Below are 26,936 nucleotides of genomic sequence, written 5' to 3'. Positions count from 1 at the left end.
ATATGGAACTGTATTTTTATACTGACGCCCCGAAGTGGCCGCATGTACAAAGCCGTGTTCCGTATCACAGGAAGCGGCCCGTACGCCCGGGCAACTGCGCGAAACGACACGGAAATCGAACTCTGGTGTAACGACCACTGTGACCTCCTGCACCTGACTGGCGAGCACACGGACGACGTGCTCGCGCGCGTCGAAGCGGAGGTGGGCATGCGTGAGCGAATCGATAACGGCGCAGACCAAGTCATCATCACGAACGCCTGTCTGAAAGAACACGGCACAGACTACATCGAATCGTATCTCGCCGACCACGACTGCTTGCTGTTGCCGCCGCTTCGCTACGAGAAGGGGGCGAAAATAGTGCGCGTGCTGGCCCTCGACTCGACGAATCTCACGGCGTTTTATCGGGCGATTACCGCAGACCAGCAGGTGACGGTCGAATCGAAACAGGAACTCGAAAGCATCGCCTCGGACACGCCGCTCATGTCGATTGAATCGGCGCTTCCGACACTCTCCGCTCGCCAGCGCGAGGTGTTCCTCGCGGCCCACGAGGGCGGGTACTATGAAATTCCTCGGGGGACGACGACAACTGAAATCGCAGACCAAGTCGGCGTGGGACGGCGAACCGTCGAACACCACCTCAGACGCGCAGAACAGAAATTTGCGGATATGCTGGTCGAATTTCTCTGATTAAAGCAGGCCCAATGCCGCGACGAGATGGGTCATCCCGGCGATGACCGGGACGAGGATGACCGTCCGGATGACGAACAACCCCACGAGGTCGCGAAAGCGAATCGGCACGTCGCTGAACATGTCCATAATCATCGGTCCCACCGAGGAGAAGAAGATGAGCTGGGACACGGCGAGGACGGCGATGAAGAACTTCGCCATCGGCGCGGTCTCGGTCACAAGTAAGACGGGGACGTACATCTCCGTGATGCCAACGATGGTCGCGGGTGCGACTGCGGCGGCGTTCGGGATGCCGAGGGCAGCGATAATGGGAACCAAGGGCCGCCCGAGGATGTCGAAGACGGGCGTGTTTGCAGACAGCAGGGTGGCTGCCAAGCCAACGGCGAGGATGGTTCCCAAGATGAGGCTCGTAAGTTTGAGACCATCGACGAACCCGCGGGTTGCGGCTTCAAGGAACGATTCACCCTCGTCCGCCTTTTTGACAGCTTCAGAGAGCGCAAAGCGGGCATAGTCTACGAGTGAGCCGGTGAAGCCGACTTCTGGGTCCGGCTCTGCGATGTACTCTTTCGGCGTCGTGGAGATGGGTGGGATCCGGACGAGGATGATACCCGTGAGAACGACGCAAACGAAGTACGCGCCAAAAATGACGGGGAACAGTGCAAGCATGTCGAGGGTAGCGGCAACGACGCCGACGAAGCCAATGCTCACCGTCGAAAAGCAGGTTGCGATGGTGAACACGTCGCGCTTGTGATAGCCACCCTGTTCGAACACGTTTCGCGTGACGTAGAGGCCGACGCTGTAGGAGCCAACCCACGACGCGAGGCTGTCGAGGGCGGCGCGGCCGGGCACCTTGAATAGCGGCTTCATCACCGGCCGCGAGAGAGTGCCTACGAATTCGAGGCCGCCGAGTTCGACGAAGATGGTGATGAACACCGCGCCGATGGGGATGATGATGCCGACGCTGTAGACGAGCGTCCCCCACATCAATCCACCCGTGCCGGGCGTGTGAAGCCACGCCGGGCCGAGGTTGAAGAACATGATGGGGGCGAGGACGAGTCCCGCAAGCCGGAGCATCCAGAACACGACCGAGGTCTCGAAGTACGAGAGGTCAACGCCTGCAATCGGTTCGTCGGTGAGCATCGCAAGCGTCGTCAACACGCCGCCGGCGACGATAATCGCCAGCGCGTAGACGCCGACTGCGCCGGGGAAGGTTTCGGTGATGTAGCTCACCGCGATGTCGAAAGGAACCGTGATTTCGCCGCCGTAGCGAACCGGCAGCAGGAAGAACACGCCGCCGATGAGGAAGGCGAGAAGGAATTTCAGCACCGGCTGCATCGCCAAGTCGTGTAAGTCAATCTCCTCGATACTCCGTGCCCGTTGGTCGCCGTCGACCGTCCACGTTCTGCCGCCTTCAGTAGCCATACTCCCGTCCAATGTGAACGTATTGCATAGACGTTCGATTTCCGTATGGAGGGTAGTTTAACTGTGCCTCCTGCAGTAATCGTACGTATTTGTCACGATTCAGTCGCCTGTCTTGCAGTTGTCCATGCGCTTATTAACGAGTACCTGAACCACTCAATTGAGCCATGTCAACAACAGACATCGAGGGGGTCACAGACTACGAGTTGTTCATTGACGGTGCGTTCCGGGCATCCCACGGCGGCGACCGCATCGAGGTGTCGTTCCCGTACGACGGGACGGTGTGGGCGACCGTCCCAGATGCGACCGAAGAAGACGTAGACGACGCTGTCGCCGCGGCACGTGCCGCCTTTGAGCGCGACGAGTGGCGAGACACCAAGCCGAGCGACCGACGCGTCATCCTGAACCAAATCGCCGACACCATCGACGCGCACGCAGACGAACTCGCCGAACTCGAAACGCTCCAGAACGGCAAGCTGCTGCGCGAGATGAAAGAGCAACTGAGCGGGTTGGGGGAGTGGTATCGCTACTACGGCCGCATCGCAGAGGAGGTCGAATCCGGGCGCACGATTCCCGTCGATAAGAAAGACGGGCAGATGTTCAACTACATCCGCCACGAGCCGTTCGGCGTCGTCGGCGCGATTACGGCGTGGAACTCGCCGTTACTCCTGACGGCATGGAAACTCGCTCCCGCGCTCGCAGCGGGCAACACGTTCGTCCACAAACCGAGCGAGGAGACGCCCGTGAGCGCGCTCCGATTTGTGGAACTCATCTACGAGCACACCGACTTACCAGACGGCGTGTACAACGTCGTACCCGGGCAGGGGCAGACCGGCGCGGCGCTCACCGCACACACGGACGTGGACAAACTCGCATTCACCGGGAGCACCGCAGTCGGGCGCAAAGTGGCGAAAGCGGCGGGCGAGAACCTCACCAAAGTCTCGCTCGAACTCGGCGGGAAGAGTCCGAACGTCATCTTCTCTGACGCCAACCTTGATGACGCGGTAAACGGCGTGATGAAGGGGATTTTCGCCGCGACGGGCCAGACCTGCATGGCGGGGTCGCGCGTGCTCGTCCACGAAGACGTTCACGAGGAGTTCGTGTCGAAACTGACCGAACGGGCGGGCGACATCAAGATGGGCGACCCCCGGAACATGGACACACAGATGGGGCCGGTCGCCTTCCGCGGGCAGTGGGAGACCGTCCACAAGTACGTCCAGTCCGGACTCGAAGAGGGCGCAACGCTCGAAATTGGCGGCGAGATGCCCGCAGACCAGCCGGGTGAGTGTTTCATCCAGCCAACGGTGTTCGTGGACGTGGAAAACGACATGACCGTCGCCCGCGAGGAGATTTTCGGCCCCGTTGCGAGCGTCATCTCATTTTCGAGCTTAGACGAGGCGCTCGAAATCGCCAACGACACCGACTTCGGCCTCGCGGCGGCCATTTGGACCCAAGACATGGACCGCGCAAACGAGTTCGTCGAAACTGTCGAGGCCGGGACGGTGTGGGTGAACGAGTATCGTCTCATCGCGCCGAACTCGCCGTTTGGCGGCTACAAGGCGAGCGGCCTCGGCCGCGAGAACGGCCGCGAAGGCTTAGAGGAGTACTACCAGACCAAAAGCGTCTGGTACAACCACGCGGGCGAAGTGGGTGACCCGTTCGTGCTCGAATAAGCCGCGTCAGGCCGCCTCAAAGAAGAAAACGCCGTCGCGGGCTTCGACAAACTGTACCGAGTCGCCCGGAGAAAGGCCGGGGTTGTCGAGAACCCGTGCGGTGATGCGGATGTCGGCTGCGAGGTCGACGACGCACACCTCGAACGGCTCTTGGCCCTGATGGTCTGCGCCGGGCACGCGGATGGTCGTCCGGGCGTAGACGGTTCCCGACCCGACTACGTCGTGAGCCTCGAACGACTCGCTCCCGCAGGCGCGGCAGGCGACGACCGGGAAGCCATACAGTTCGCCACAGTCGGCGCACTCGGTGGCGGGGAACGCGGGCATCACGCATCCCTCCCGAGGACGGTGACCGTACAGACTGCGCCGCTCCCACCGAGATTGTGGGTGAGCGCGAGTTCCGCGCCCTCGACCTGATTTTCGTGTTCGCCGAACAGTTGGAGACAAGCTTCGTACACCTGCCCGATACCCGTCGCGCCGACCGGATGCCCTTTCGAGAGCAGGCCCCCACTCGGGTTGATTGGCACGTCGCCATCGACCGCGGTTATACCCTCTGCGGCCGCCGTTGCTCCCTCGCCTTTCTCGAACAGCCCGAGGTCTTCTGAGTCGCCGATTTCTGCGGCGCTGAAGCAGTCGTGGAGTTCGACCACGTCAAGGTCGGTCGGTGAAATGTTCGCCTGCGCGTAGGCGTCGGTCGCGGCGGTGACCGTCGCGTCGAGCGTGGTCAGGTCGTCGTAGCGATACGCGCCGCTTCGCCCGCTCGCGTGGCCGCTCCCGAGCACCTGAATTGGTGTATCGGTCAACTCGCGCGCTCGGTCGCTCGCGGCGATGACGAGCGCTGCGCCGCCGTCTGCGGCCGGACAACAGTCGTAGAGACGCAGCGGGTCTGCGACCAGTCTGGACTCGACGACATCGTCGATGGTGATTGGGTCGCGGAATCGCGCTCGTGGATTGGTCGCCCCATTTTTGCGATTTTTCACTGGAATCGCGGCCACCTCCTCGCGGGTCGTCCCGTGTTCGTACGTATAGCGGTCAAGCCAGAGGCCGTAGAAGCCGGGGAAGGTGAGGCCGGTTTTCCCTTCGGTTTGGGTGTCTGCGGCGCTGTTGAGCGCGCGGGTGAACTCCGTGGTTTCGGCGCTCGTCATGCTCTCAACGCCCGCGACGACCACCACGTCGTGGACGCCAGTGGCGACGGCCTGATAGGCTTGCCGCAGGGCGATACCCGAACTCGCACACGCACCTTCGGTTTTCATCGTGGGAATACCCGTGAGTCCCACGCTGTCTGCGACGAGCGGCGCGATGTTCTCTTGCCCTTCGAGAATCCCCGCGACGAAATTGCCGAGATACAGCGCATCGACGTCTGCCCTACTCACGTCACACGAGCGCAATGCCCGTGAGACGGCCCGTACCCCGAGGTCTTTGACGCCAGCATCGAGCACCCCGAACTCGGTCGTGCCCATGCCAACGATACTCACATCTCTCATGGTGCTAGCTTCCGGTGGAGGCGAATAAGCCTACCTGTGTTACCGTTTATCACCGTGGCCGTGGAGTGTGGCGTATGACCGACCACGTCACCTACGACCTCGAAGCCGGCGTTGCGACGATTACCCTCTCACGGCCGGAGAAGCTGAACGCGCTCACGCTCGAAATGTGGGAAGCCGTAGACGACTTGCTCACCCGAGCAGACCGAGACGGCGCGCGCGTCGCGGTGCTCACGGGCGAAGGACGCGTCTTTTGTGCGGGCGACGACATCGCCACGCTGCGCGACATCGACGACACGCGAGCAGTGCGTGAACTCACCAAAATTGCCTTAGACTGCTTTGGCGCGATTGAAGACGCACCGATGCCCGTGGTCGGGAAAGCCAATGGTTCGGCCTACGGCGGCGGCTTCGAGTTGCTCCTCGCGTGTGACCTCACCGTGGTCCCCGAAGACGCCGAATACGCCCTGCCGGAGGTGCAGATTGGGGCGTACCCGTTCTACGGCGCAAAGCGCCTCGCGCGGATGATTGGCCGCCAGCGCGCCGCCGACCTCGCGCTCGCGGGGCGCACGCTCTCCGGTGAGGAGGCCACAGAGTGGGGACTGTTCGCCAGAGCCGTTTCGGGCGATGAGGTAGACGAAACCGTCGAATCGCTCGTGGCGAACCTCAAACGTGGGTCGCCGCCCGCCATTGAGACGACCAAAGCGTGGCTGAACACGAGCCTCAAGTTCGCGGGTGAAAACGACGCGATGCGAACCGGGCTTGGCTACCTGTTCGCCGGGCCGGAGGCACACGAAGGGGCGCTCTCGTTTCTCGAAAAGCGCGACCCGGACTATGCTGAATGAGAACAACACACACATAGTTCTGGAGGTGAAAACCTGCAGCCATGACGGGCATTCCAGCAGCCAACGAGTTCTCTTGGGAGGCGGTTTGGGCACAGTTCGATTGGGACGCACCCGCAGCACTCAACATCACCCACGAAGTCGTGACACGGAACGTCGGGCGCGGCACGGCACTCTCGTGGTTCGGCGCAGATGGCGAGGCAGTCGAACAGACCTACGAAGACCTCGAAGCCGAGAGTTCGAAGGTGGCAAACGCCCTCGTGGACCTCGGCGTCGAACGCGGCGACCCCGTGGCGACGCTGATTCCCCGGGTTCCAGAACTCTATCCGCTTTTTCTCGGCATCTGGCGAACCGGCGCGGTGTACGTCCCACTGTTCACCGCCTTCGGCCCCGATGCGATTGCGGCGCGGGCAGGGGACGCCGACGTGGACGTGATTTTCACGACGCCCGAGTACCGTGACCGCGTGGCCGCCGTCGAGGACGAAATCGGCTTCGAACACATCGTCGTGCTTGACCGCGAGGGCGTCGGCGTAGAGGGCGACGACATCTCTCACGAGAGCCTCCTCGCAGACCAATCCACCAGCCACGAGACGGTCAAAACGAGCGCAGACGACGTGTGCACGCTCGAATACACCTCCGGCACGACGGGGCCGCCGAAGGGCTGTCTCCTGACCCACCGCGTGCTCGGCGCGCTCTACCCCTACCTCTGGTACGGCATGGGCCTCACCGGCGATGAGGTGTTCTGGGGCGCAGCAGACCCGGGTTGGATGTACGGCCTGCTGTCTGCGGGCGTCGCGCCCGTGAGTATGGGTGTCCAGAACGTGATGTACGCGGGTGAGTTCGACCCGACGGCGTGGTACGACGTGATGGAGCGCGCGGGCGTCACCACGCTTGCGAGCAGCCCGACCGCGTATCGCGGGCTGATGGCCGAAGCCGAGTTGCACGAACAGTACGATCTCGCGCTCGAACGTGGCAACAGCGCGGGCGAACCGTTGAATCCAGAGGTCGTTCGGTGGTTCGAAGACGAACTCTCGGTTCCCGTTTACGACCAGTACGGCGTCACCGAAGCGGGCATGGTCGTCTGCAACCAGCACGCAGCACCCGAGCAGTTCGTGCAAGGGAGTATGGGAACGCCACTGCCCGGCTTCAAGGTCGCAGTGCTTGGCGATGGCGAGCGCGCCCCGGAAGGTGAGACGGGCGAACTCGCGGTCAAGCGCACTGACGGCACGTACTTTTCTGGCTATCTGAACCGTCCGCAGGCGACCGAGAAGGCGTGGACGACGCTCGACGGCGAGGAGTACTTCCTGACCGGCGACGCGGTCACCAAAGAGGACGGTGTGTACTGGTTCGTCGGGCGGGCAGATGACGTTATCATCTCCTCTGGGTATCGCATCGGCCCCTTCGAGGTTGAGAGCACGCTCCTCGAACACGAATCGGTCGCGGAGGCGGCGGTCATCGGCGTGCCGGACGACCAGCGCGGCGAGGTCGTGACGGCGTTCGTCGTCCTCCGTGGCGGGTTTGAGGCGAGTCCCGGCCTCCGCGAGGACATCGTCTCGTTCGTGAAAGGAAAACTCGCGCGCCACGCCTACCCGCGGCGGGTACACATCGTCGATGAACTGCCGAAAACGTCGAGCGGGAAGATTCGGCGCGTCGAACTCAGGAGTCGCGCGCGGACCGCGTGACCTCGCCGCCACCCTGAACACTATATTCTTCTCTCGCATCGTGGGTGGTGAACCCATGAGCCAAGGAATCAGAGACCGGGCAGTCGAGATTCGACGGACGTTCCATCGCTATCCGGAGCCGTCGTGGCGCGAATTTCTCACGACCAGTCGGCTGGTAGACGAACTCGAAGCGCTCGGCGTAGACGAACTGCACGTTGGGTCTGACGTGCTCGTCTCCGAGTCGCGGATGAGCGTCCCCGACGACGCCGTCCTCAATGAGTGGTTCGAGAAAGCGCGCGAAAACGGCGCACGCGAAGACGTGCTCGAAAAGACGAAAGGCGGCCACACCGGCGTCGTCGCCGTCATCGAGAAGGGCGACGGTCCCGTGCTCGGCCTGCGCGTGGATATCGACGCCCTGCCGCGCCCCGAATCGACCGACGAGAGCCACTATCCGAACCAAGAAGGCTTCCGTTCCGAGAACGACGGCGCGATGCACGCCTGCGGCCACGACTCGCACATGACGATGGGGCTTGGCACCATCGAAGCCATCCAGCAGAGCGACTTTTCGGGCACGCTCAAGGTGTTCTTCCAGCCCGCAGAGGAAGTCCTCGGTGGCGGCAAGCCGATGTCCGAATCGCCGCTCGTAGACGACGTCGAAGCGCTCCTCGCCGTCCACATTGGCCTCAATCACCCCTCCGGCGAAGTGGTTGCTGGGAGCGACAAACCGCTCGCCGTTCGCCAATCGCGCGTCACCTTCACGGGCGAGTCGGCCCACGCAGGACTCGCACCGAACGAGGGCCGAAACGTCATGCAGGCGGTCGGGACGGCCATCCAGAATCTGTACGCGATTCCCCGCCACCGAGACGGCCTGACGCGCGTGAACGTCGGCTGGGCGGACGTAGGCGAGGCGACGAACGTCATCGCCGACGACGGCGAACTCGGCATCGAAATCCGCGCCGAGACGAACGAACTGCTCGACTACATGACCGAGAAAGTCGAGCGCACGCTCCGGGCGGCCGCCGACATGCACGACGTGGAAGTCGAAACCGAACTGCTGAGCATCGCCCCGCGCGAGGACAGCGACGACGCCGCCGTTGACGCCGTTGCGACCGCCGCAGAAAGTGTCGAGGGCGTCACGTCGCTGGTGCGCCGGGCGGACTTCGGCGCGAGCGAGGACGCCACCTACCTGATGAAAGCGGTCAAGGAAAACGGCGGCATCGCCGCGTTCCCTATCATCGGCACCGACCACCCCGGCGGCCACCACACCGCGACGTTCGACGTGAACGAGGACGACATCTTCGTCGGCATCGACGTGCTCTCGGGCGCACTGCTGGAACTTGAAAACCGAGTATGACCCCACACATTACCGTCCTCTCGACAGGCGGCACGATTGCGAGCACCGGCACGTCCGCGGGCGCGACTCCGACGAAAGAAGGCGGCGAACTCGTCGAGGCGGTTCCCGAACTCACTGACTACGCCGACATCAGCGTCGATGAAGTCGCCCAGATTTCGAGTTTCGCCATGAACTTCGAGACACTTGCCGCGATCGCAGCGCGCGTGGGAGAACTCGCCACAGACGGCACCGACGGTGTCGTCGTCACCCACGGCACGGACACGATGGAGGAGTCGGCCTACTTCGTTGACGTGGTCGCGGGCGACACGATTCCCGTGGTGTTCACGGGCGCACAGCGACGCCCGGACGAGCCGGGCGCAGACGGGCCTGCAAACCTACTCACCGCGGTTCGTGCGGCGACCAACGAGCGCATTCGAAAAGCGGGCGGCGCGTACATCGCGTTCGCTGACAGCCTCTATTCGGCGCGTACCGTAACGAAGGGGCACACGAGCAACCTCGACACGTTCTACGCGCCGGATGCTGGCCCCGTTGCCAACTTCCTGCGCGGGGACGTGCGCTTTTTCCGCCAGCCGGGAAGCGAGACGGTGTCGATTCCAGTGAGTGAAATCACCGCCAGCGTCGAGATGGTCAAAAGCGGCGCGGGCGTCGACGGGCGACAAATCGAACGCGCGCTCGATGCCGGTGTGGACGGTCTCGTGCTCGAAGGAACCGGCCTTGGAAACACCACGCCTGCACTCGAATCCGCCGTCGCAGACGCGATTGCAGACGGCGTCCCCGTCGTCGTCACTTCGCGGTGTCACGGCGGCGCAGTCAACGGAATTTACGGCAAGGGTGGCGGCGCGCGCACGCTCGAAGACCACGGTGCGATACTCGGCGGCGACCTCCCGACACACAAAGCGCGACTCGCGCTCGCGCTCGCGCTCTCTGCGAGCGACGATCCGGCCGAGGTGCGCGAGTACGTCGAACGTGCGTCGATGTCCGGCATCTGAAGCGTTTTCCGGGTGCTCTCCATAGCACCCACCATGCGTGCTATTCGATACCACGACTACGGCGACGAGTCGGTGCTCTCGCTCGACGAGGTTCCGCGCCCGGAACCCGCGGCAGGCGAGGTTCGCGTCGCCATCGAGGCGGCGAGCGTCAACCCAATCGATGCCAAACTCCGCGAGGGGTTGCTCAAACCAACGGCGGGGCTCCCCCACGTCTGCGGAGTTGACCTCGCTGGCGTCGTCGACGAAGTCGGCGCGGGCGTCACCCGTCTCGAACCGGGCGACCGCGTGTACGGCACCGGGTTTGGCTGGCAAGACGACGGGACGTACGCGGAGTTTGCGGCGGTTCCGGCAGACCGACTCGCCGTGCTTCCCGAGGGCGTTTCCTTCGAGACGGGTGCGGCCGCCGCGCTCGTCTGTACGACGGCGTGGCGCGCGCTCGTGACGCGCGGTGACCTCCGAGTCGGGGAGACGTGTCTGGTTCACGGGGCGAGTGGTGGCGTCGGTCACGTTGCCGTGCAAATCGCGGCTCGTGCTGGCGCGACCGTTATCGGTACCGCCCACGGCGCGGAAGCGACCGAGTTCGTCACCGGACTGGGCGCGGATGCGGTGCTCGACTACCGCGAGGACGAGTTGGCCGACGCCGTCCACGAGGCTCTCGGCGGACGGCCCGCAGACGTGGTGCTCGACGCCCACGCCGCCAAACACCTCGAAACCGACCTCGCCGCGGTTGGTCGTGGCGGTCGCATCGTCGTCATCGGACAAGGTGCCCCCGTGACGCTCTCACCATCGGTATCGCTCGCTGCAATGTTTGACGACGCGGATGTGCGATTCATGTCAATTATGGCGTCAATGGATGACCAGCGACGGGTTCTTGACGCCGTTTCGCCGTTGCTCGAAACCGGAGAAATTAGCCCGAGTATCGAAGCAACCTACCCACTTTCTGAGGCATCAGCTGCGATGAAACACGCCGCGACATCGGGAGTGTTAGGAAAAATAGTGATAAATGTAACTAACTGATGTTTTACATTTAGGAAATTCGTGATGATCAGCGGTGTGAACACGAAGAATCATTGGGACAAAACCACTGAACTGACCATTCCACTCTGGAAAATATTGTGTGTGTGGCATCCAGCAATGTAGCATGATAATTCCGGACACTCTCTGCAGAATTATCTTTATTTCGACATTATTTCTTAATCAATTAACAATATGATTGGTGACAACGTGTGCCAAACCATTATATAGCACTTCTTCAATGGATGAACACGGTGCAGTAAGGTAATGGCAATCACAGATCCAATACGTCGTCTTGGTGGCATTTTCGCAGAGCTTTCACTGAGATACGTTCCAAACCCGTACGTTCTTGTAATAATATTAACAGTACTTGCATTTGGTGGTGCAATTGCTGTTGGGTCGTCCCCAACAGCCGCGATGGACGCCTGGGTCGGTGGCGTGTGGACGCTCCTTGGCTTCATGGCCGCGTTCGCCGTGACGCTGATGATGGGAGACGCTATCGCAAAATCACCTGCAGTAACTAGATTCCTCGCACGAATTGCAAAGCTTCCGTCCAGCCCGTTCACGGCGGTGGCCTTCGTTTCGTTCGTCGGAATGCTCGCTGGCCTCATCTCCTGGGGACTTGGCCTCATCGTCGGTGCGGTGATGGCAAAACAAGTCGCCTATCAGGGCAGAGAGAAGGGGATGAACCTTCACTACCCACTGCTCGCCGCAGCCGGGTACACCGCGCTCATGATTTGGCACTCCGGGCTGACCACGTCGAGTGGGCTCATCATGGCCGACCCAGCGCTCATCCCGCCAACGTTCGAAGCGGCACTCGCGCAATTCCCGAACGAGAACGTCATGGAGAATGGCTTCTCGCTCGGTCGAACCATTGGCCACCCAGTGAACCTAGTGACGGTTGGCCTCATGCTCGTCCTCATCCCACCGCTGATGGGTGCACTTCACCCCAAAGAGGATGACGAAATCAAAACGCTGCCTGACAAGGTTTACCGGCAGATGTCCGGAGACAAGGCCACTACCGACGGCGGCGTGGCAGAAGAATCGAAGACAAAGTCTGTTCCCGGAGTGGCAGCGAACACGTTCGCAGACAAACTGAACAATTCGAAGATTCTCGGACTCGTCATCGCGCTGTTCCCACTCTACTACGTCATAGACGCGTGGGTCCTCAGCGGAGGGGGCATTTCCAGCCTCACGCTGAACAGCATCAACGCGATGTTCATCTTCCTCGCGATGATTCTCTGGGTCACCCCAAAGCGCATCGTCCAGCAGATGGACGAATCCGTCGAAAACGTCGGTGGCATAATCTTCCAGTTCCCGTTCTACGCGGGTATCTCTGGACTGCTCACCGGCACCGCGCTGACCGCAACTATCGCGAACTTCTTCGCGTCCATCGCCACGCCAACGACGTGGCCAGTTATCGGCCTCATCAGCGCCGGTATCGTCAACATCTTCGTGCCATCCGGCGGTGGCCAGTGGGTCGCACAGGGTCCAATCCTGCTCGACACCACCGCACAACTCGGGATGCCACTCGAAACGGCAATCCTCATCGAGATGATGGGCGACCAGCTCACCAACATGGTGCAGCCGTTCTGGGCGCTCCCACTGCTGGCACTCGCAAACCTGCGTGCCCGTGACATCATCGGTTACTCCACGGTCGCAATGGTTGGCGGCTTCATCATCATGGCCATCACCATGACCGTGATGCTCGGCCTCCCAGCAGCGTAATCTCAACTTTCGACCACTAACCACCCGATTTTTCGGGTACTTTTCACCGCACACTCACGAAACCGAGCCGCAGGCTCACGGCAAGGTTGGGATGGTCTCTCAAACCTTAAGGCGGCGGGTCACCTCGCTTCTATTCATGTTTGACCCCGACGAGCTTGCGCAGATTCGGGAGGAAAAAGAGACGTGGGAGGACGCACAGGTCTCCCCGACCGTCGAGCGATTCGGTGAGCGCGAAGACGAGTTCACGACCGACACGGGCGGTCAGACCGTCAGGCGTCTCTATACGCCTGCCGACATTGCAGACCTCGACTACGACGCAGACATCGGCTTCCCTGCGCAGGAACCCTACACGCGCGGCGTCTACTCCACCATGTATCGCGGGCGGCTCTGGACGATGCGCCAGTACGCCGGATTCTCCACCGCAGAAGCGACCAACGAGCGGTTCAACTACCTCCTCGACAGCGGGTCGTCCGGGCTCTCGATGGCCTTCGATTTGCCGACGCAGATGGGCTACGACTCAGACGCGACGATGGCGCAGGGCGAAGTCGGGAAGTCCGGTGTCGCCATCGACTCGCTCGCGGACATGGAGACGGTGTTCGACGGGATTCCACTCGACGAGGTTTCGACGAGTATGACCATCAACGCGCCCGCCTCCATCCTGCTCGCCATGTACATCGCCGTTGGCGATAATCAGGGCGTCTCTCGCGAGCAGTTGCGTGGGACGATTCAAAACGACATCCTCAAAGAGTACGTCGCGCGCAACACCTACATCTTCCCGCCAGAGCCGTCGATGCGCATCATCACAGATATCTTCGAATTCTGTGCGGAGGAAGTCCCCAAATTCAACACCATTTCCATCTCTGGCTACCACATCCGCGAGGCCGGTTCGACCGCGGCACAGGAACTCGCCTTCACGCTCGGTGACGGCATCGAGTACGTCGAAGCCGCCTTGGACGCGGGCCTCGACGTGGACGACTTCGCGCCACAGCTCTCCTTTTTCTTCAACGCCCACAACAACATCTTCGAAGAGGTCGCCAAGTTCCGCGCCGCCCGCCGCCTCTGGGCGCGCATCATGGAAGAGCGCTTTGACGCACAGAACCCGAAATCGAAGCAGCTCAAGTTCCACACCCAAACAGGCGGCTCGACCTTGACTGCCCAGCAGGTCGAGAACAACGTCGTCCGGGTGGCGTATCAGGCGCTCGCGGCGGTTCTCGGCGGCACCCAGAGCCTCCACACTAACGGGAAAGACGAGGCCATCTCGTTGCCGACCGAACAGTCGGTGCAGACGGCGCTTCGCACCCAGCAGATTCTCGCCCACGAGTCGGGCGCGGCCGACACCATCGACCCCCTCGCAGGCTCCTACTACGTCGAGAGTCTGACCGACACCTTAGAGGAGGAAGCGATGGCGCTCATCGAGGACGTAGACGAGCGCGGCGGCATGCGCGAGGCAATCGAAGACCAGTGGGTCCAGCGCCAGATTCAGGACGTGGCCTTCGAGCGCCAGAAGGAAATCGAAAACGAAGAGCGCATCATCGTCGGCGTGAACAAATATCGCGTCGACGAAGACCCACAGCCGGACATCCAAGAAGTGACCGAGGAAGACGAGCGCCGCCAGATTTCGCGGTTAGAGGACGTGAAGGCAGACCGCGACGAGGAAGCGGTCGAAGCCGCCCTCGAAGCACTCACAGACGCCGCAGAAGGCGACGAGAACCTCATGCCGTACATCATCGACGCGGTGAAGGCGTACGCGACGACCGGCGAGGTGTCGAACACCCTGCGCGACGTGTTCGGTGAGTACCGTCCCGGCGCGGCGTTGTAGGTACGCACTCCCTCGATTTTATCACCTGTTCGGCCCCTACGTCAGCCATGCACTTCGACCACGCGGGGATTGCCACCGACGACGCAGACGCGCTCATCGACCTGTACGGTGATCTGTTTTCGATGCCCGCCGTCCACGAAGAGGAGTTCGGTGACCTGCGCGTCGTCTTCTTAGACTGTAGTGATGGCTATTTCGAACTGCTCGAACCAATCGAAGAGGGCACGGTGTCGCGCTATCTCGAGAAGAACGGCCCGGGCATCCACCACCTCGCGCTGGCGACCGATGACATCGACGCCGCCCTTGAGAACGCCCGCGACCACGGCGTGACGCTCATCGACGAGGAGCCGCGCCCCGGCGCGTGGGGCCATGACGTGGCCTTCCTCCACCCAAAATCGACTGGCGGTATTCTCATCGAGTTCGTCCAACACTAATGCCCACCGTCAAAGCCCTCGGCGAAATCGCGTTCCGCACCGAATCGCTCGATGAGATGGTCGCGTTCTACGAGAACGTAGTCGGCTTGTCCCTGCTGAAACGCGGCGACACGTACGCCTTTTTCAACCTCGGTGAGTCCTACGGCGGGCACACGCAGGTGTTCGTCCTGTTCGACCGCACCGAGATGGACGAGTATGAGGGACTCGACAAACGGCACACGACGATGGACCACGTCGCCTTCGCCATCGACCTCGCGGACTTCGACTCGGAGAAAGACCGACTGGAAGCCGCGGGCCTCGACGTTCGGACGACGACCCACGGCTGGGTCAAGTGGCGCTCGCTCTACTTCGAGGACCCGGACGGGCACTCTGTGGAGTTCGTCGCCTACGATGGGTCGATTCCGACGGACGATTCCTGAAAATGCCCGCACCGCTTGAGACGTTCGTGCTCGGGGCGGTGTTCGGCGTCTCCATCGCCGCACCGGTTGGCCCAATCGGGATTCTCTGTATCCAGCGGACGCTGACTCGCGGCTGGCGCTCGGGCGTCGTCTCGGGGCTTGGTGCGGCGTCTGCGGACGCGATGTATGGCGCGGTTGTTGCCTTTGGCGTGACGGCAATTTCGTCGCTGCTGCTCGCTTATGCGTCACCGTTGCGGCTGGTTGGCGGGCTGTTGCTCATTGGCCTCGGGGTTCAGACGCTCCGAGCGCCACCGGCCACCGAGCCAGCAGGCGAATCGAGTGGCCGTGGCCTCGTCTCAGATTATACCACGACGCTCGCGCTCACGCTTTCGAACCCGGTCACGATTCTCGCGTTCGTCGCCATCGTCACGGGCTACAGCGTGGCCGTTGGCTCCGCGGTCGAAGCCGGAGCACTCGTCGCGGGGGTCTTTCTCGGGTCGGTCGCGTGGTGGCTGTTACTCGCAGCGCTCGTCTCGCGCATCAGCGCGCGCGTGACGACGCAGTGGCTCCACTGGGTCAATCGCGCCGCAGGAGTGGTGCTACTTGGCTTCGGCATCGGTGCGCTCTCCGGCCTGCGCTGACTCCCACGCCTCGACCGTCGGCCGGAGCATCACTGGGATGGTGTCGAGCGGCGGCGGCGTCTCGAACCACCGCGCTTCTAGCACCTCGTCGTTCGGTGTCGAGAACGCGCCGCCGGTGGCTATCGCGTCGAAAAACACGCCGAACGCGAGAATCGTCTCGTCGCGCGTGTCGGTCGTGTAGTAAAAGCGGTAGGGGAGACACACGCCGGTCGGCTCACACTCGATGCCCGTCTCCTCTCGTACCTCGCGCACTGCCGCGGCTTCGAGCGACTCGTCGTCAGGTTCGACTCCGCCACCGGGGAAGGTCCAGTCGTTCGGGTCGTCCCGGTCGCGCAGCATGAGCAGACGCCCCGCCTCGTCTACGACGCGCGCGCCAGCCACCGAGACGAAGGCGTCCTCAGCGTAGTCCCAGAAGCCGTCAAAGCGCGCGCCCGAGATTGCCAGTGTCTCCTCGTACACGTCGGGCAGGTCGCCGTAGTCGGCACACAGGCGGTCTGTGAGCCACGTGGCTTCTCGCTCTGCGTGCGGGGTGTGGGACACGAACCGACCGTTGGATGCGCGCAGGAAAACGCTACTGGCTCAGCCGAAGTTCTCGACTTTCGCGGTTTCGGGGTCTGCACCTGCCGCCTGCAGGGCGTCGGTTGCGGCGTCTAAGAAGTCCGCAAAGCCGTAGATGAACAGCTGTTCGTCGCCGGTCAGCACCGACGCAACGGCGTCGGTCATCGACTCGCCTGCGTCGAGAATGAACACGGCTGCGCCCTGCTCTTCGAGCGCGGTGAGGCGGGCTTCGTGGACGGGCTCGTCGTCGAGATAGACGATGCCCGCTTCACCGCCCTCTTCGAGCGCGCGCTCTGCGATGCCGACTGCTGGCCCGACGCCGGGGCCGCCTGCGAGGATGACGACGCGCGCCTCACCTTCGTAGTAGTCGTTGCCGAAGGGCCCGGCGATGGTGACCGTGTCTCCGGCTTCGAGCGCTTCGATGTGCGGGGCGACATCTCCCTCGGGGTCGATGCCGACGGTGAGTTCGAAGGTGTCGGTCACGCTCGGAGAGGAGAGCGTGTAGAAGCGTGAGACGGATTCACCCTCTACGTCAAGGGTGAGTTTGACAAACTGGCCGGGCTCTGCGCTGAAGCCATCCGGCGTTTTCACGTCCAGTGCGACCGTATCTGGGCCGACGCGGCGATTCGCAGCGACGGTTACTTCGCGTGGTTCCATACCCCACACATGTGGGTTATCGGCAAATGCACTTTCGTTCCCAGTTTACTGACTGATTCAGAAGCCTTTTGCACCGGTACAGCAAACCCATCACCGACAATGCCAGAGGACCTGAACTGGGCCATCGGCGGTGAAGCCGGCGATGGAATCGACTCCACTGGGAAGATTTTCGCCCAGGCACTCTCTCGCGCAGGCCGACACGTCTTTACATCCAAAGACTTCGCATCGCGTATTCGTGGTGGCTACACCGCATACAAGATTCGAACCTCGGTCGACCGCGTCGAGAGTGTCGTAGACCGACTCGACATTCTGATTGCACTGACCCAACGCACGGTCGAAGAGAACATGGAAGAGCTCCACGAGGGCTCGGTCATCATCTACGACGGTGAGCGAACCACGATGAAGGACTTCGAAGCCCCAGACGGCATGATTGGGCTGAACGTCCCGCTTCGCCGCCTCGCAGAAGAGGCCGGGGGAGCCATCATGCAGAACATCGTCGCTCTCGGCGCGGCGTGTGAAGTCTCCGAGTTCCCCATCGAGAACCTCGATGAATCGCTCGAAAAGCGATTCGGACAGAAAGGTGGCTCCATCGTCGAGAACAACTCGAAAGCCGCGCGCGCGGGCCAGGAGTACGTCCGCGAGAACTACGACTTAGACCTCGATTACGACCTCGAAACCACCGACGCAGACTACGTGCTGTTGAACGGTGACGAGGCGATTGGCATGGGCGCAATCGCGGCTGGCTGTCGGTTCTACGCTGGCTACCCAATTACGCCCGCGACCAACGTCATGGAATACATGACCGGGCGCGTAGAGCAGTTCGGCGGCGCTGTCGTCCAGGCAGAGGACGAACTGTCCGCCATCAACATGGCCCTTGGTGCGGCGCGCGCCGGTGCCCGTTCGATGACCGCAACCTCTGGGCCGGGCATCGACCTCATGACCGAGACGTTTGGCCTCATCGCAACGAGCGAGACGCCGCTCGTCATCACGAACGTCATGCGCTCTGGCCCGTCCACCGGGATGCCAACCAAGCAAGAGCAAGGCGACTTAAATCAGATGCTCTACGGCGGCCACGGCGAGATTCCGCGCTTCGTCCTCACGCCAACGAGCATCTCCGAGTGTTTCCACAAGACCGTCGAAGCGTTCAACTTAGCAGAAAAGTACCAGACGCCGGTCTATCTGGCCGCAGACCTCGCGCTCGCCGTGAGCGAACAGACCTTCCCACCGGAAGAGTTCGACATGGACAAGGTCGAAATCGACCGCGGCAAGGTTGTCGACGAAGAGTCCCTTGGCGAGTGGGTCAACGACAAACAGCAGTTCAAGCCACACGCGCTCACCGAAGACGGCGTCTCGCCGCGCGCGTTCCCCGGCACGAAAGGCGGCGCGCACATGTCCACTGGTCTCGAACACGACGAACTCGGTCGTCGTACCGAGGACACGGATATGCGCGTAGAACAGGTCGACAAGCGCAACCGCAAAGTCGAGACGGCAATCGAAAACGAAGACTGGTCGCCACGCGAGTTCGGTGACGCAGACTCCGGTAATCTCGTCATCTCGTGGGGGTCGAACGAAGGCGCAATCCGCGAGGCGATGGAGTTCCTCGAAGAAGACGACGTCTCCGTGCGCTTCCTCTCCGTGCCGTACATCTTCCCACGGCCAGACCTGACCGAGGAAATCGCCGCTGCAGACGACGTTATCGTCGTCGAATGTAACGCGACCGGTCAGTTCGCAGACCTCATCGAACACGACGCACTTCGCCGCGTAAAGCGCCTGAACAAGTACAACGGTGTCCGCTTCAAGGCAGACGAGCTGGCAGCAAAAATTAAACAGGCTCTCTCCGAGTCTGTGGAGGCAACCCCATGAGCTCCGACGTTCGATTCACTGATTTCAAATCCGACAAGCAGCCGACCTGGTGTCCCGGGTGCGGTGACTTCGGGACGATGAACGGCATGATGAAAGGCCTCGCCGAAACCGGCAACGACCCGGACAACACGTTCTTGGTCGCCGGGATTGGCTGTTCGGGCAAAATCGGGACGTACATGCACAGCTACGCGCTGCACGGCGTCCACGGTCGCGCCCTCCCCGTTGGCATCGGTGCCAAACTCGCAAACCCGAACCTCGAAGTGATGGTTGCGGGTGGCGACGGTGACGGCTTCTCGATTGGCGCGGGCCACTTCGTCCACGCCGTCCGCCGGAACGTCAACATGACGTACGTCGTGATGGACAACCGCATTTACGGGCTGACCAAGGGACAGGCCTCCCCGACCAGCCGTGAGGACTTCGAGACCTCGACGACGCCCGATGGACCGATGCAGGCCCCGGTCAACCCACACGCACTCGCGCTCGCTGCGGGTGGCACGTTCATCGCCCAATCGTTCTCCTCTGACGCGCTGCGTCACGTAGAGATCATCAAACAGGCAATCGAGCACCCCGGCTTCGCGTTCGTCAACTGTTACAGTCCGTGTGTCACGTTCAACGACGTGGACACCTACGACTACTTCCGCGACTCGCTCGTGGACCTCAAAGAAGAAGACCACGACCCAACGGACAAAGACGCCGCGAAGGACGTCATCTTCGACTCCGAAAAGGAGTACATGGGTGTCATCTACAAAGACGAGAACTCGGTTCCGTTCGAGGAACGCTGGGGCATCTCAGAGGACATGTCCCAAATCGAGGACAAGCCGCCGGAAGGCGCAATGGACCTCGTCCGCGAGTTCTACTAAGCGAAACCCAGTTTTTTGTTTATTCGTCGGTGAGCGGTGCGTCTTTTCGCTTTACTTCGACGTGTTCTGGTAGGATTACGCACGGTTTGTCCCCAGAGAGGTCAACGGTGATGACGCCCGTAAATCCGTCTACGGGAATGGTTCGGTTCAGGAGGCTATTGGTGAGTTTGATGTGTCCCATGGGTGATTTGACGCCGACGATACGACGCCTTGTTCGAACACATATTACCCAAATAACAAGTATGTGTTGGCCATCTAACCTATTTTCGGAAGGTGCGACAGGCAAACAAAGTGAAAACGACCCGAGAGCAGGGGCACATACATCGTTTTTTTAAGACCCGACGGTATAGTGGGTGTAATGGCAGCCGAACGCTACGATATTATCATTGTTGGGGGTGGCACCTCCGGGACCTTTGCGGCCGCTACGGCTGCAAACGAGGGTCTCTCCGTCGTTATTCTCGAGCGGAAGTCAAGAGAGGATGGTGGCATGATTGCCTGCGGTGATGCAATCAAGGGGAAAAGTACGTTCCCCGACGTCATCGACCGCGAGTATCTCCGGGCCGAATCGTTCACGAACGAGAACATCCTGAAAGCGCGCTTCGAGAACCCGCTGACCGAGTCGCACTTGGACATCCCGTTCCGGGCACCGGGAGCCGTCGTAGACCGCAAGCGCTACGGCGAGGTGCTGCTCGAAGAAGCAGAGCGCGCCGGTGCAGAGATTCACTACGACACGGTCGTCCGCGATGTCATCCAAAACGACAGCGGGCGGGTCACCGGCGTCACGACGACGCGAAAAGGGAACGTCAAAAACTACGAGGCAGATGTCGTCATCGACGCCGCCGGTTCCCTTTCACTGCTCCAGGACAAAGTCGACTTCTCGAACACCACCTTCGACACCAAGGTGAGCTACTCACAGTTCTGTTCTGCCTACCGGGAAGTGCTCATCACGAAAGAGCCGGTTGACTACCACGACGCCATCGTGTTCAAGCCAACCGAAGAGCTTGGCTATCTCTGGTACTTCCCACGTTCGCCGACGGAAATCAACGTCGGGCTTGGCTTCCAGATGAACAAGCCGCCGATGAAGCTCGTCGAGGTGCTGAAAAACGACATTCGCTCGCGCCCTGAATTCGACGGCGCGAAAATCAAGAACAAGCTCGGTGCGGCGCTGCCGACCCGGCGGCCGTACGATTCTGCGACCGCAAACGGCTACATCGCGGTGGGCGACGCCGCGGGCCACGTCAACCCAACGACGGGCGGCGGCATTCCGGGTGCGGCGAAAGCCGGCCACTGGGCCGCGCTCGAAGCCATCGACGCAATCAGCGAAGGCGACGTGACCGAAGCAAACCTCTGGAACTACAACCAGCGCGTGATGCAGGACTTCGGCAAACGGTTTGCGGCGATGGACATCTACAACATCTTCGGTGGGGCCCACGACGTGAACGAACTCGTGAAGGTCATCAGCGCGCTGCCGGGCCAACAGCTCCTCGACACGCTTGGCAAAGAAGGCACGGCATCGATGAGTTTCGGCCTCAAAGTCAAAACCGCGCTCAAGACCATCGGACACTGGAACGTCCTCTACGAGCTCTATAAGGTCCAACAGAAGGCAAACGAACTGCGGAGCGTGTACGACGAGTACCCAGACGACCCGAGCGGGTTCGAGTCGTGGCGCGAATCGCGCGACGCCGTGATGGACGACGTGTACCGAATCACAGGCGCGACCCCGAAGTACTGAGTTCCGCTTTCCCAATCCCTTTTCTGCTGGCTCACATAGGGCCGGGTGATTATGTCCCTGCCAACCAGTGACGACTGTCCGCGTACCGACGGCATGCCGCTTCTCGGCCTCGGCACGTGGGAGAACGAAGACCAAGCACAGTGTGCAGAGAGCGTCAAAACCGCCCTCGAAATGGGTTATCGCCACATCGACACCGCCCAGATTTACGGCAACGAGGAGGGCGTTGGCCGCGGTATCGCGCAGGCGGACGTGTCCCGTGAAGACATCTTCCTCGCGACGAAGGTGTGGATTGACGAACTCGCACCCGAAGACGTGAAAGCCTCCACGGAAGAGAGCCTCGACAAACTCGGTGTGGATTACGTAGACCTGCTCTATGTCCACTGGCCCGCCCGCGAATACGACCCAGAAGCGACCTTGGCGGCGTTCGAGGAACTCAAAGAAGAGGGGAAAATTCGCCGTATCGGCGTGAGCAACTTCGAACCAGAACAACTCGAAACTGCCCAAGAGATTCTCGGTGACGACGTGTTCGCCAATCAAGTCGAACTCCACCCACTGCTCCCGCAACACGACCTGCGCGAGTACTGTGACGACAACGACATCGAACTCGTCGCCTACTCGCCGCTCGCCCGTGGTGACGTTTTTGACGTCCCTGAACTCACCGCGATTGCAGACGACCACGACGCCTCCGCCGCACAGGTCAGTCTTGCGTGGCTGCGCGAGAAGGGGATTACGGCGATTCCGAAGGCGACGAGCGAAGCCCACATCAGCGACAACTGGCAGTCGCTCGACCTCGACCTCACCGATGCAGAATTCGCTGCCATTGACGAACTCAACCAGACCGACCGAAAGGTCGACCCGTCGTTCGCGCCGTGGTGACAGTCTCGGTTCCAGAAGGTTGAGAGTTAAGGGCACGCGCCCGAAATTCAGGTGCAATGTCGGTCGGTGAACGAAACAGCGGGCTGGTGTCGGGCATACGCGTCGACGTGACGCGCTTACACGAGACGTGGATGGAGCTAGTGTTCCCGCGCCAGCTGGACACAGCGCACACCGTCCTCGGGAAGTGGAAGCCGAACAACACCCTCGGAATGGTCGCCTATCGTCTCTGGGGTGCCCTCGGCGTGCCGCTCGTCGCCATTCTCTACCCGCTCGCCCTCTTTGGCTACATGACGCGGTTTTACACACGAAAAATAGACGGGACAGCCACGCGCCTCGGCGTCGTCGGCGTCCTCTTGCTCTCGCTGCTCGTCTGGGGTGGACTCACCGCGCTCGCCCGAATCCGCTTTTCTGCAGACGGCTTCATCGCCGTCGCTGCCGCGAGCGTCGTCGCCACCCTCGCTGCGGTGCTCGCCGTCCTTTTCAACCGCGTCGGCGGCAGGGGCACGACCGTCGTACTCGCCTATCCGTTCGGGATGACTGCGCTGTTTCTTCCGCCGGTCGTGGCGGCGCTCTACTCGCCCACGCTCGCAGACGCCATCTTCCCCCAGAGCACGACGCTCGCACGGTGGATTCTCGACAACCTGCTCTCGATTGGCAATCTGAACACCTACATCCGCACGAGATACGACTTAGAGGGCGTGGCCTACGTCGGCATGTGGTTCGGCATCGCGGTGCCGCTTGGCTGGCTGCTCGGCATTCTCGTCACCATCGCAGACGTGTTGCGCCCGGCGCGCGACTAACGGCCAAGTCGGTCGAGTGCCTCGATAAATTCTCGTGGTTGTTGTGTCCCGACGAGCAGCGTTTTTCCCCGGTATCTGAGTTCGACGCCGGCTGTTCCGCGCACGTTGTACGCCCAGCCGTTTCTCCCCCGGCGAATGCCCCAGCCGCCGTACTCGGCAAGCGGGCGGTACTCGCGGGCGTCGAAGCCAGTGAGTTCGTTGGCGGAAATGTGGCGTTCTGAAAGGTGCAGCGGGAAAAATTTGAGGTGAATGCCGTCTTCGCGTACCTCGGTTCTGAGGCCGAGGACGGCGAAAAACAGCAGAAAGGCGAGGCCGAGCGCTCCAAACAGGACGCGCTGGAACACGGATTCTGCCTCAGCGAGCGCCGCCCAAAACAGGATGAGAGACACAAAAATGAGAATCGCCCACAGCCACGGCTGTCTGAAGCGTTGGGTCTCACGGAAGTAGACAGGTGAGTCGGTCACAGTAGCTGATAGACGAACCGCAGGCAAAACGGTTTCCCGCTCACATGTAGCCGAGGTCGCGCAGGCGCGCCATCAGCCCCTCTTTGTCCTGGGCGCGACCGGCGCGTTCGGTGGTGTGCTCTAAGTCTTGGAGCCACGCCGGGCGGTCGTCGCTCTTCGCAGAACCCTTTGAGGTTCCAAGGCTGCGGAAGCCTTCGAAGTACTTTGGCCCGACCGGCAGGTCTTCTGGTGTCAGGCCGTTTGGCAGGTCGTCATAGCCCTGTGGCACGTAGCCTTCCTGTGGGTAGTCGGCCACGAGGTCGGGGACGAGGTAGTACCAGAAAGCGTCCCAGAGCGACCGTTCGTTGAACTGAAGAATCGGGTGCACCCGGTCGTGTGGCGGGTACTTCTCCGAGTCGTGGCGCGGGCTGAAGAACGTCTCATTCTTGCGGGCGTCCTGTTCGTCCCAGCGCACGCCGGAGAACACGCCGTCGATGTCGTGTTCGGTGATGGTGTTATTCAGGGCCACGGTCTTGAGCAGGTGATTGCCCGCGTACGAATCTGCAGAGAGCACGAATGTGTCGTCGGTGTGGTCGAGCCGGTCTCGCAGTTCGCGCTGGTTCTGCTCGCTCAGGTCAGAAACGAGAATCTCGTCGCCCGGCGATGCGCCGAGGCGGGCGAAGTCCTCGTTGCGCGAGATGATGAGGTCTAAGTCGAGCTTGTCTGCCCAGTGGTGGACGAACGCCGTCACGTCGTCGAAGTGTTCGTAGTGGTCGATGAACACGACCGGCGGCATCTCGTAGCCGAACTCGTCTGCCACTTCCTTTGCGAAGTAGAGCACGAGCGTCGAATCCTTCCCGCCGGTCCACATGATGGCGGGGTTCTTGTACTGCGAGAGCGCGGTCTGGGTGACGTTGATTGCCTTTGCAATCTTCTCGTCTACGCTTGGGTAGTCTGCGGCGCTCTGCGAGTGACCGTCTTCGTAGTCTACGCTGAGATACGAAGGAAACCCTTCAGGCATTGGTATCTGCATTTGCGCGCCCGCGGCATATTGGTATGGGCTGCCTACCGGGCTACGGACAGTCGGTTGGCACTGCTTACTCGACACACCATGGTAGCACAGCTCACGGGCGTGAAAACGGAAAAAGCCGACTCCTCGGTGGCGAGTGTGGAACCCAACCATGCGTGTGTCGGAGCCTCCCCAGACCCCGAGTATGCCACCGTGGGAGCGTGAACGGAGCCCGACAGGGATGACGGCTGTCGGGTGTGGAAGTCAGCCGACTGACTTCACATGTAGCCGAGGTCGCGCAGGCGCTCCATCAGGTCTTCTTTGTCCTGTGCGCGGCCCGCGCGCTCGGTCGTGTTGGCCAAGTCCTGCAGCCATGCAGGCTCGGTGTCGCTCTTTTCGGTGCTGACTTCGCTGCCGAGGCTGCGGAAGCCTTCGAAGTACTTCGGGCTGACCGGGATGTCTTTGTGGGTCAGGCCGTTTGGCAGGTCGTCGTAGTCCTGTGGGACGTAGCCTTCTGCCGGGAAGCCTTCGACCGTCTCCGGGACGACGAAGTTCCAGAACGCTTCCCACACGTCTGCCTCGTCGAACTGGAGAATCGGCTGAATGCGGTCGTGCGGTGGGTAGATGTCGGGGTCGTGGCGCGGGCTGAAGAACGTCTCGTCTGCGCGCGCTTCTTGCTCGTCCCAGCGGATGCCGGAGATGACACCGTCGATGTCGTACTCCTCAAGGGCGTTGTTGAGCGCGACGGTCTTGAGCAGGTGGTTGCCGACGTAGGTGTCGAGCAGGAACGGGAACGTGTCCTCCTCGTACTCTAAGATGTTGCGGACGTGGTGTTGGTTCTGCTCGTTCAGGTCGGAGACACTAATGGTGTCGCCCGGCTCGTCTGCGAGCGAGCCAACGTCGTCGTTGCGGGCGTAGATGACCTCTACGTCCCACTCGTTGGCCCAGTGTTCGACGAAGTCGAGCAGATCATCGAAGTGCTGGAAGTGGTCGATGAACACCGCAGGCGGCATTTCGAGGTCGAAACGCTCTGCGACCTCTTTGACGAAGTAGAGCACGAGGGTGGAGTCCTTTCCGCCGGTCCACATGATGGCGGGGTTCTCGTACTCTTCTAAGCCCTTCTTGGTGACCTCGATTGCTTTCTCGATTTTATGCTCGATAGATGGATAATCTTCGGGGTTCTCGCCTTCGCCGTCGGTGTAATCGACGGTGACGTAGTCGGGGAAGTTCGTTGCCATCTTCGTAATTAGATATAATTAGGTGTGTAAAAGGCGTTACGGCCCCGGAAACGGGTGATACTGACACACATGGGGCGGGTGGAGCAGTGGCTCACAGGAGAGAGAGCCGAGAAAACCAACCGCGTTACGAGATGAACTTGTTGTCGCGCCAGTTGACACCTTTCTTCGAGGCGGCGTCTTCCGTTGGGTTCTCGACGACGTCGATGGATGCCGGCCGGACTTCGCCGTCTACGATGCGCGTGGCGACGAGGTCGTCGTCAACGGCCGAGATGGCCGTGAGCGTGCCTTTCTCTGCAATCTTCGCGAGCGAGCAGAGCACCTCGAACATCGGGTACTGGAGTGCGGTATTTTGTAAGACGGTCTCGCGGTCACCCTTAAAGCAGGCGTACTCAACGAGTTCGGATGGGGGTTTTTCCTGCTCTTCTTGCTGGGCGGCTCCCCAGTTGGGTGCGCCGCCGCGCTGGGCTTTGTTCCACTCGTCGAGTGGAACTTCGTACACGCGGTTTTCCGTGACGCTGGCTTTCAGCTGCGCCGTTGGCGTGTACTTGCTGATGCTATCATCAGCGGAGACGGCGCTGATGATGAGCGTGTTATTGCGTCGAGTGATGTCGATGTCCGCGATTTCTTCGGGGAGTTCTGGATTGTCGAAGAACTCATGGACATCTTCGAGTGGCAGTTCGAGCGTTGAATGGAGTCGATATACGCGGCTGGTCATGTGTGTGGGGCGTTAGCAGAGTCGAAGTGGCTCTGTATAGGGTCGAATGTACAT

At 61.5% G+C, this 26,936-nt stretch carries 27 protein-coding genes; 17 read left to right on the top strand and 10 right to left on the bottom strand.

Going from position 1 to position 26,936, the window contains the following annotated elements:
- Nucleotides 1–42 precede the first annotated feature (42 nt).
- A complete protein-coding gene (locus tag V5N12_RS07050) occupies nucleotides 43–687 on the top strand; it encodes a helix-turn-helix domain-containing protein (protein ID WP_332898448.1) in 645 nt (214 codons plus the stop codon).
- Here the strand turns inward: V5N12_RS07050 and V5N12_RS07045 are convergent, their stop codons facing one another.
- Nucleotides 688–2,109, bottom strand: a complete 1,422-nt coding sequence (locus V5N12_RS07045) for a YjiH family protein (protein WP_332898447.1) — start codon at nucleotides 2,107–2,109, stop codon at nucleotides 688–690.
- 164 nt (nucleotides 2,110–2,273) lie between these two features.
- Between V5N12_RS07045 and V5N12_RS07040 the strand changes: the two genes are divergently transcribed.
- Nucleotides 2,274–3,779, top strand: a complete 1,506-nt coding sequence (locus V5N12_RS07040) for an aldehyde dehydrogenase (RefSeq protein ID WP_332898446.1) — start codon at nucleotides 2,274–2,276, stop codon at nucleotides 3,777–3,779.
- A gap of 6 nt (nucleotides 3,780–3,785) precedes the next feature.
- On the opposite strand, the gene V5N12_RS07035 is transcribed toward V5N12_RS07040, so the two are convergent.
- Together V5N12_RS07035 and V5N12_RS07030 are read right to left on the bottom strand one after the other, a co-directional pair.
- Nucleotides 3,786–4,103 carry a Zn-ribbon domain-containing OB-fold protein gene (locus V5N12_RS07035; protein ID WP_332898445.1) on the bottom strand — a complete coding sequence of 106 codons (318 nt, stop codon included), beginning with the start codon at nucleotides 4,101–4,103 and terminating at the stop codon, nucleotides 3,786–3,788.
- Nucleotides 4,103–5,260: a thiolase domain-containing protein gene (locus V5N12_RS07030; protein ID WP_332898444.1), complete on the bottom strand. Its 1,158-nt coding sequence runs from the start codon at nucleotides 5,258–5,260 to the stop codon at nucleotides 4,103–4,105. Before V5N12_RS07030 ends, V5N12_RS07035 begins: the two co-directional genes overlap by 1 nt.
- A 74-nt stretch (nucleotides 5,261–5,334) precedes the next feature.
- On the opposite strand from V5N12_RS07030, the gene V5N12_RS07025 reads away from it, so the two are divergent.
- The 10 genes from V5N12_RS07025 to V5N12_RS06980 all read left to right on the top strand — a co-directional run bounded on the left by V5N12_RS07025 (nucleotide 5,335) and on the right by V5N12_RS06980 (nucleotide 16,131).
- The gene (locus V5N12_RS07025) at nucleotides 5,335–6,099 is read left to right on the top strand and encodes an enoyl-CoA hydratase/isomerase family protein (protein WP_332898443.1); all 765 of its coding nucleotides are present in this window, start codon (nucleotides 5,335–5,337) and stop codon (nucleotides 6,097–6,099) included.
- Between the two features lie 41 nt (nucleotides 6,100–6,140).
- Nucleotides 6,141–7,778 carry an acyl-CoA synthetase gene (locus tag V5N12_RS07020; protein WP_332898442.1) on the top strand — a complete coding sequence of 546 codons (1,638 nt, stop codon included), beginning with the start codon at nucleotides 6,141–6,143 and terminating at the stop codon, nucleotides 7,776–7,778.
- Between the two features lie 55 nt (nucleotides 7,779–7,833).
- A complete protein-coding gene (locus tag V5N12_RS07015) occupies nucleotides 7,834–9,111 on the top strand; it encodes an amidohydrolase (protein WP_332898441.1) in 1,278 nt (425 codons plus the stop codon).
- Complete coding sequence (locus tag V5N12_RS07010; protein WP_332898440.1) at nucleotides 9,108–10,100, top strand: asparaginase; 993 nt, start codon at nucleotides 9,108–9,110, stop codon at nucleotides 10,098–10,100. Before V5N12_RS07015 ends, V5N12_RS07010 begins: the two co-directional genes overlap by 4 nt.
- A gap of 33 nt (nucleotides 10,101–10,133) precedes the next feature.
- Nucleotides 10,134–11,117: a quinone oxidoreductase family protein gene (locus tag V5N12_RS07005; protein ID WP_332898439.1), complete on the top strand. Its 984-nt coding sequence runs from the start codon at nucleotides 10,134–10,136 to the stop codon at nucleotides 11,115–11,117.
- Between the two features lie 264 nt (nucleotides 11,118–11,381).
- The gene (locus tag V5N12_RS07000; RefSeq protein ID WP_332898438.1) at nucleotides 11,382–12,842 is read left to right on the top strand and encodes a TIGR00366 family protein; all 1,461 of its coding nucleotides are present in this window, start codon (nucleotides 11,382–11,384) and stop codon (nucleotides 12,840–12,842) included.
- Between the two features lie 136 nt (nucleotides 12,843–12,978).
- Entirely contained in the window at nucleotides 12,979–14,661 is a 1,683-nt protein-coding gene (locus V5N12_RS06995; RefSeq protein WP_332898437.1) for an acyl-CoA mutase large subunit family protein, read from the top strand.
- A gap of 47 nt (nucleotides 14,662–14,708) precedes the next feature.
- Entirely contained in the window at nucleotides 14,709–15,092 is a 384-nt protein-coding gene (gene mce, locus V5N12_RS06990; RefSeq protein WP_332898436.1) for a methylmalonyl-CoA epimerase, read from the top strand.
- Nucleotides 15,092–15,511, top strand: coding sequence for a VOC family protein (locus V5N12_RS06985; RefSeq protein WP_332898435.1), 420 nt, complete (start codon nucleotides 15,092–15,094; stop codon nucleotides 15,509–15,511). The genes mce and V5N12_RS06985 overlap by 1 nt, the downstream gene beginning before the upstream one ends.
- A 2-nt stretch (nucleotides 15,512–15,513) precedes the next feature.
- Nucleotides 15,514–16,131 carry a LysE family translocator gene (locus tag V5N12_RS06980; RefSeq protein WP_332898434.1) on the top strand — a complete coding sequence of 206 codons (618 nt, stop codon included), beginning with the start codon at nucleotides 15,514–15,516 and terminating at the stop codon, nucleotides 16,129–16,131.
- Here V5N12_RS06980 and V5N12_RS06975 read toward each other — a convergent pair.
- Both V5N12_RS06975 and V5N12_RS06970 read right to left on the bottom strand, forming a co-directional pair.
- Nucleotides 16,090–16,671, bottom strand: a complete 582-nt coding sequence (locus tag V5N12_RS06975; protein ID WP_332898433.1) for an NUDIX hydrolase — start codon at nucleotides 16,669–16,671, stop codon at nucleotides 16,090–16,092. The genes V5N12_RS06980 and V5N12_RS06975 overlap by 42 nt on opposite strands.
- 39 nt (nucleotides 16,672–16,710) lie before the next feature.
- The gene (locus V5N12_RS06970; RefSeq protein ID WP_332898432.1) at nucleotides 16,711–17,346 is read right to left on the bottom strand and encodes an FAD-dependent oxidoreductase; all 636 of its coding nucleotides are present in this window, start codon (nucleotides 17,344–17,346) and stop codon (nucleotides 16,711–16,713) included.
- Nucleotides 17,347–17,445: 99 nt separating this feature from the next.
- Between V5N12_RS06970 and V5N12_RS06965 the strand changes: the two genes are divergently transcribed.
- Nucleotides 17,446–19,209: a 2-oxoacid:acceptor oxidoreductase subunit alpha gene (locus V5N12_RS06965; protein WP_332898431.1), complete on the top strand. Its 1,764-nt coding sequence runs from the start codon at nucleotides 17,446–17,448 to the stop codon at nucleotides 19,207–19,209.
- Nucleotides 19,206–20,069: a 2-oxoacid:ferredoxin oxidoreductase subunit beta gene (locus V5N12_RS06960; protein WP_332898430.1), complete on the top strand. Its 864-nt coding sequence runs from the start codon at nucleotides 19,206–19,208 to the stop codon at nucleotides 20,067–20,069. Before V5N12_RS06965 ends, V5N12_RS06960 begins: the two co-directional genes overlap by 4 nt.
- A gap of 19 nt (nucleotides 20,070–20,088) precedes the next feature.
- Here V5N12_RS06960 and V5N12_RS06955 read toward each other — a convergent pair whose 3' ends face one another.
- Nucleotides 20,089–20,250 carry a hypothetical protein gene (locus V5N12_RS06955; RefSeq protein WP_332898429.1) on the bottom strand — a complete coding sequence of 54 codons (162 nt, stop codon included), beginning with the start codon at nucleotides 20,248–20,250 and terminating at the stop codon, nucleotides 20,089–20,091.
- A 177-nt stretch (nucleotides 20,251–20,427) separates the two neighbouring features.
- Here V5N12_RS06955 and V5N12_RS06950 point away from each other — a divergent pair, with 177 nt between their 5' ends.
- The 3 genes from V5N12_RS06950 to V5N12_RS06940 are packed head-to-tail and all read left to right on the top strand — an operon-like array spanning nucleotide 20,428 to nucleotide 23,477.
- Nucleotides 20,428–21,801 carry a geranylgeranyl reductase family protein gene (locus V5N12_RS06950; RefSeq protein WP_332898428.1) on the top strand — a complete coding sequence of 458 codons (1,374 nt, stop codon included), beginning with the start codon at nucleotides 20,428–20,430 and terminating at the stop codon, nucleotides 21,799–21,801.
- 51 nt (nucleotides 21,802–21,852) lie between these two features.
- Entirely contained in the window at nucleotides 21,853–22,677 is an 825-nt protein-coding gene (locus tag V5N12_RS06945) for an aldo/keto reductase (RefSeq protein WP_332898427.1), read from the top strand.
- Nucleotides 22,678–22,733: 56 nt separating this feature from the next.
- Complete coding sequence (locus V5N12_RS06940) at nucleotides 22,734–23,477, top strand: hypothetical protein (protein WP_332898426.1); 744 nt, start codon at nucleotides 22,734–22,736, stop codon at nucleotides 23,475–23,477.
- Here the strand turns inward: V5N12_RS06940 and V5N12_RS06935 are convergent.
- From V5N12_RS06935 to V5N12_RS06920, 4 genes are all read right to left on the bottom strand, one after another.
- Nucleotides 23,474–23,941 carry a hypothetical protein gene (locus V5N12_RS06935; RefSeq protein WP_332898425.1) on the bottom strand — a complete coding sequence of 156 codons (468 nt, stop codon included), beginning with the start codon at nucleotides 23,939–23,941 and terminating at the stop codon, nucleotides 23,474–23,476. The two genes, V5N12_RS06940 and V5N12_RS06935, sit on opposite strands and share 4 nt — an antisense overlap.
- Before the next feature lie 40 nt (nucleotides 23,942–23,981).
- Nucleotides 23,982–24,941 carry a phosphoadenosine phosphosulfate reductase family protein gene (locus V5N12_RS06930; protein WP_332898424.1) on the bottom strand — a complete coding sequence of 320 codons (960 nt, stop codon included), beginning with the start codon at nucleotides 24,939–24,941 and terminating at the stop codon, nucleotides 23,982–23,984.
- A gap of 266 nt (nucleotides 24,942–25,207) precedes the next feature.
- Nucleotides 25,208–26,167, bottom strand: coding sequence for a phosphoadenosine phosphosulfate reductase family protein (locus V5N12_RS06925; protein WP_332898423.1), 960 nt, complete (start codon nucleotides 26,165–26,167; stop codon nucleotides 25,208–25,210).
- A 124-nt stretch (nucleotides 26,168–26,291) separates the two neighbouring features.
- Entirely contained in the window at nucleotides 26,292–26,882 is a 591-nt protein-coding gene (locus V5N12_RS06920) for a DUF7110 family protein (RefSeq protein ID WP_332898422.1), read from the bottom strand.
- Between the last annotated feature and the right edge of the window lie 54 nt (nucleotides 26,883–26,936).

This window comes from Haladaptatus sp. CMSO5, assembly GCF_036689885.1.
GTDB lineage: Archaea > Halobacteriota > Halobacteria > Halobacteriales > Halococcaceae > QDMS2.
Note: the sequence above shows the minus strand (reverse complement) of the source record. Positions and strands in the feature narration are given on the sequence as shown.

Bases quoted from the DNA above. Each gene is read 5' to 3' on its own strand.
- V5N12_RS07050 (WP_332898448.1), top strand. From the start codon at position 43: ATGTACAAAGCCGTGTTCCGTATCACAGGAAGCGGCCCGTACGCCCGG.
- V5N12_RS07045 (WP_332898447.1), bottom strand. From the start codon at position 2,109: ATGGCTACTGAAGGCGGCAGAACGTGGACGGTCGACGGCGACCAACGG.
- V5N12_RS07040 (WP_332898446.1), top strand. From the start codon at position 2,274: ATGTCAACAACAGACATCGAGGGGGTCACAGACTACGAGTTGTTCATT.
- V5N12_RS07035 (WP_332898445.1), bottom strand. From the start codon at position 4,103: ATGCCCGCGTTCCCCGCCACCGAGTGCGCCGACTGTGGCGAACTGTAT.
- V5N12_RS07030 (WP_332898444.1), bottom strand. From the start codon at position 5,260: ATGAGAGATGTGAGTATCGTTGGCATGGGCACGACCGAGTTCGGGGTG.
- V5N12_RS07025 (WP_332898443.1), top strand. From the start codon at position 5,335: ATGACCGACCACGTCACCTACGACCTCGAAGCCGGCGTTGCGACGATT.
- V5N12_RS07020 (WP_332898442.1), top strand. From the start codon at position 6,141: ATGACGGGCATTCCAGCAGCCAACGAGTTCTCTTGGGAGGCGGTTTGG.
- V5N12_RS07015 (WP_332898441.1), top strand. From the start codon at position 7,834: ATGAGCCAAGGAATCAGAGACCGGGCAGTCGAGATTCGACGGACGTTC.
- V5N12_RS07010 (WP_332898440.1), top strand. From the start codon at position 9,108: ATGACCCCACACATTACCGTCCTCTCGACAGGCGGCACGATTGCGAGC.
- V5N12_RS07005 (WP_332898439.1), top strand. From the start codon at position 10,134: ATGCGTGCTATTCGATACCACGACTACGGCGACGAGTCGGTGCTCTCG.
- V5N12_RS07000 (WP_332898438.1), top strand. From the start codon at position 11,382: ATGGCAATCACAGATCCAATACGTCGTCTTGGTGGCATTTTCGCAGAG.
- V5N12_RS06995 (WP_332898437.1), top strand. From the start codon at position 12,979: ATGTTTGACCCCGACGAGCTTGCGCAGATTCGGGAGGAAAAAGAGACG.
- mce (WP_332898436.1), top strand. From the start codon at position 14,709: ATGCACTTCGACCACGCGGGGATTGCCACCGACGACGCAGACGCGCTC.
- V5N12_RS06985 (WP_332898435.1), top strand. From the start codon at position 15,092: ATGCCCACCGTCAAAGCCCTCGGCGAAATCGCGTTCCGCACCGAATCG.
- V5N12_RS06980 (WP_332898434.1), top strand. From the start codon at position 15,514: ATGCCCGCACCGCTTGAGACGTTCGTGCTCGGGGCGGTGTTCGGCGTC.
- V5N12_RS06970 (WP_332898432.1), bottom strand. From the start codon at position 17,346: ATGGAACCACGCGAAGTAACCGTCGCTGCGAATCGCCGCGTCGGCCCA.
- V5N12_RS06965 (WP_332898431.1), top strand. From the start codon at position 17,446: ATGCCAGAGGACCTGAACTGGGCCATCGGCGGTGAAGCCGGCGATGGA.
- V5N12_RS06960 (WP_332898430.1), top strand. From the start codon at position 19,206: ATGAGCTCCGACGTTCGATTCACTGATTTCAAATCCGACAAGCAGCCG.
- V5N12_RS06955 (WP_332898429.1), bottom strand. From the start codon at position 20,250: ATGGGACACATCAAACTCACCAATAGCCTCCTGAACCGAACCATTCCC.
- V5N12_RS06950 (WP_332898428.1), top strand. From the start codon at position 20,428: ATGGCAGCCGAACGCTACGATATTATCATTGTTGGGGGTGGCACCTCC.
- V5N12_RS06945 (WP_332898427.1), top strand. From the start codon at position 21,853: ATGTCCCTGCCAACCAGTGACGACTGTCCGCGTACCGACGGCATGCCG.
- V5N12_RS06940 (WP_332898426.1), top strand. From the start codon at position 22,734: ATGTCGGTCGGTGAACGAAACAGCGGGCTGGTGTCGGGCATACGCGTC.
- V5N12_RS06930 (WP_332898424.1), bottom strand. From the start codon at position 24,941: ATGCCTGAAGGGTTTCCTTCGTATCTCAGCGTAGACTACGAAGACGGT.
- V5N12_RS06925 (WP_332898423.1), bottom strand. From the start codon at position 26,167: ATGGCAACGAACTTCCCCGACTACGTCACCGTCGATTACACCGACGGC.
- V5N12_RS06920 (WP_332898422.1), bottom strand. From the start codon at position 26,882: ATGACCAGCCGCGTATATCGACTCCATTCAACGCTCGAACTGCCACTC.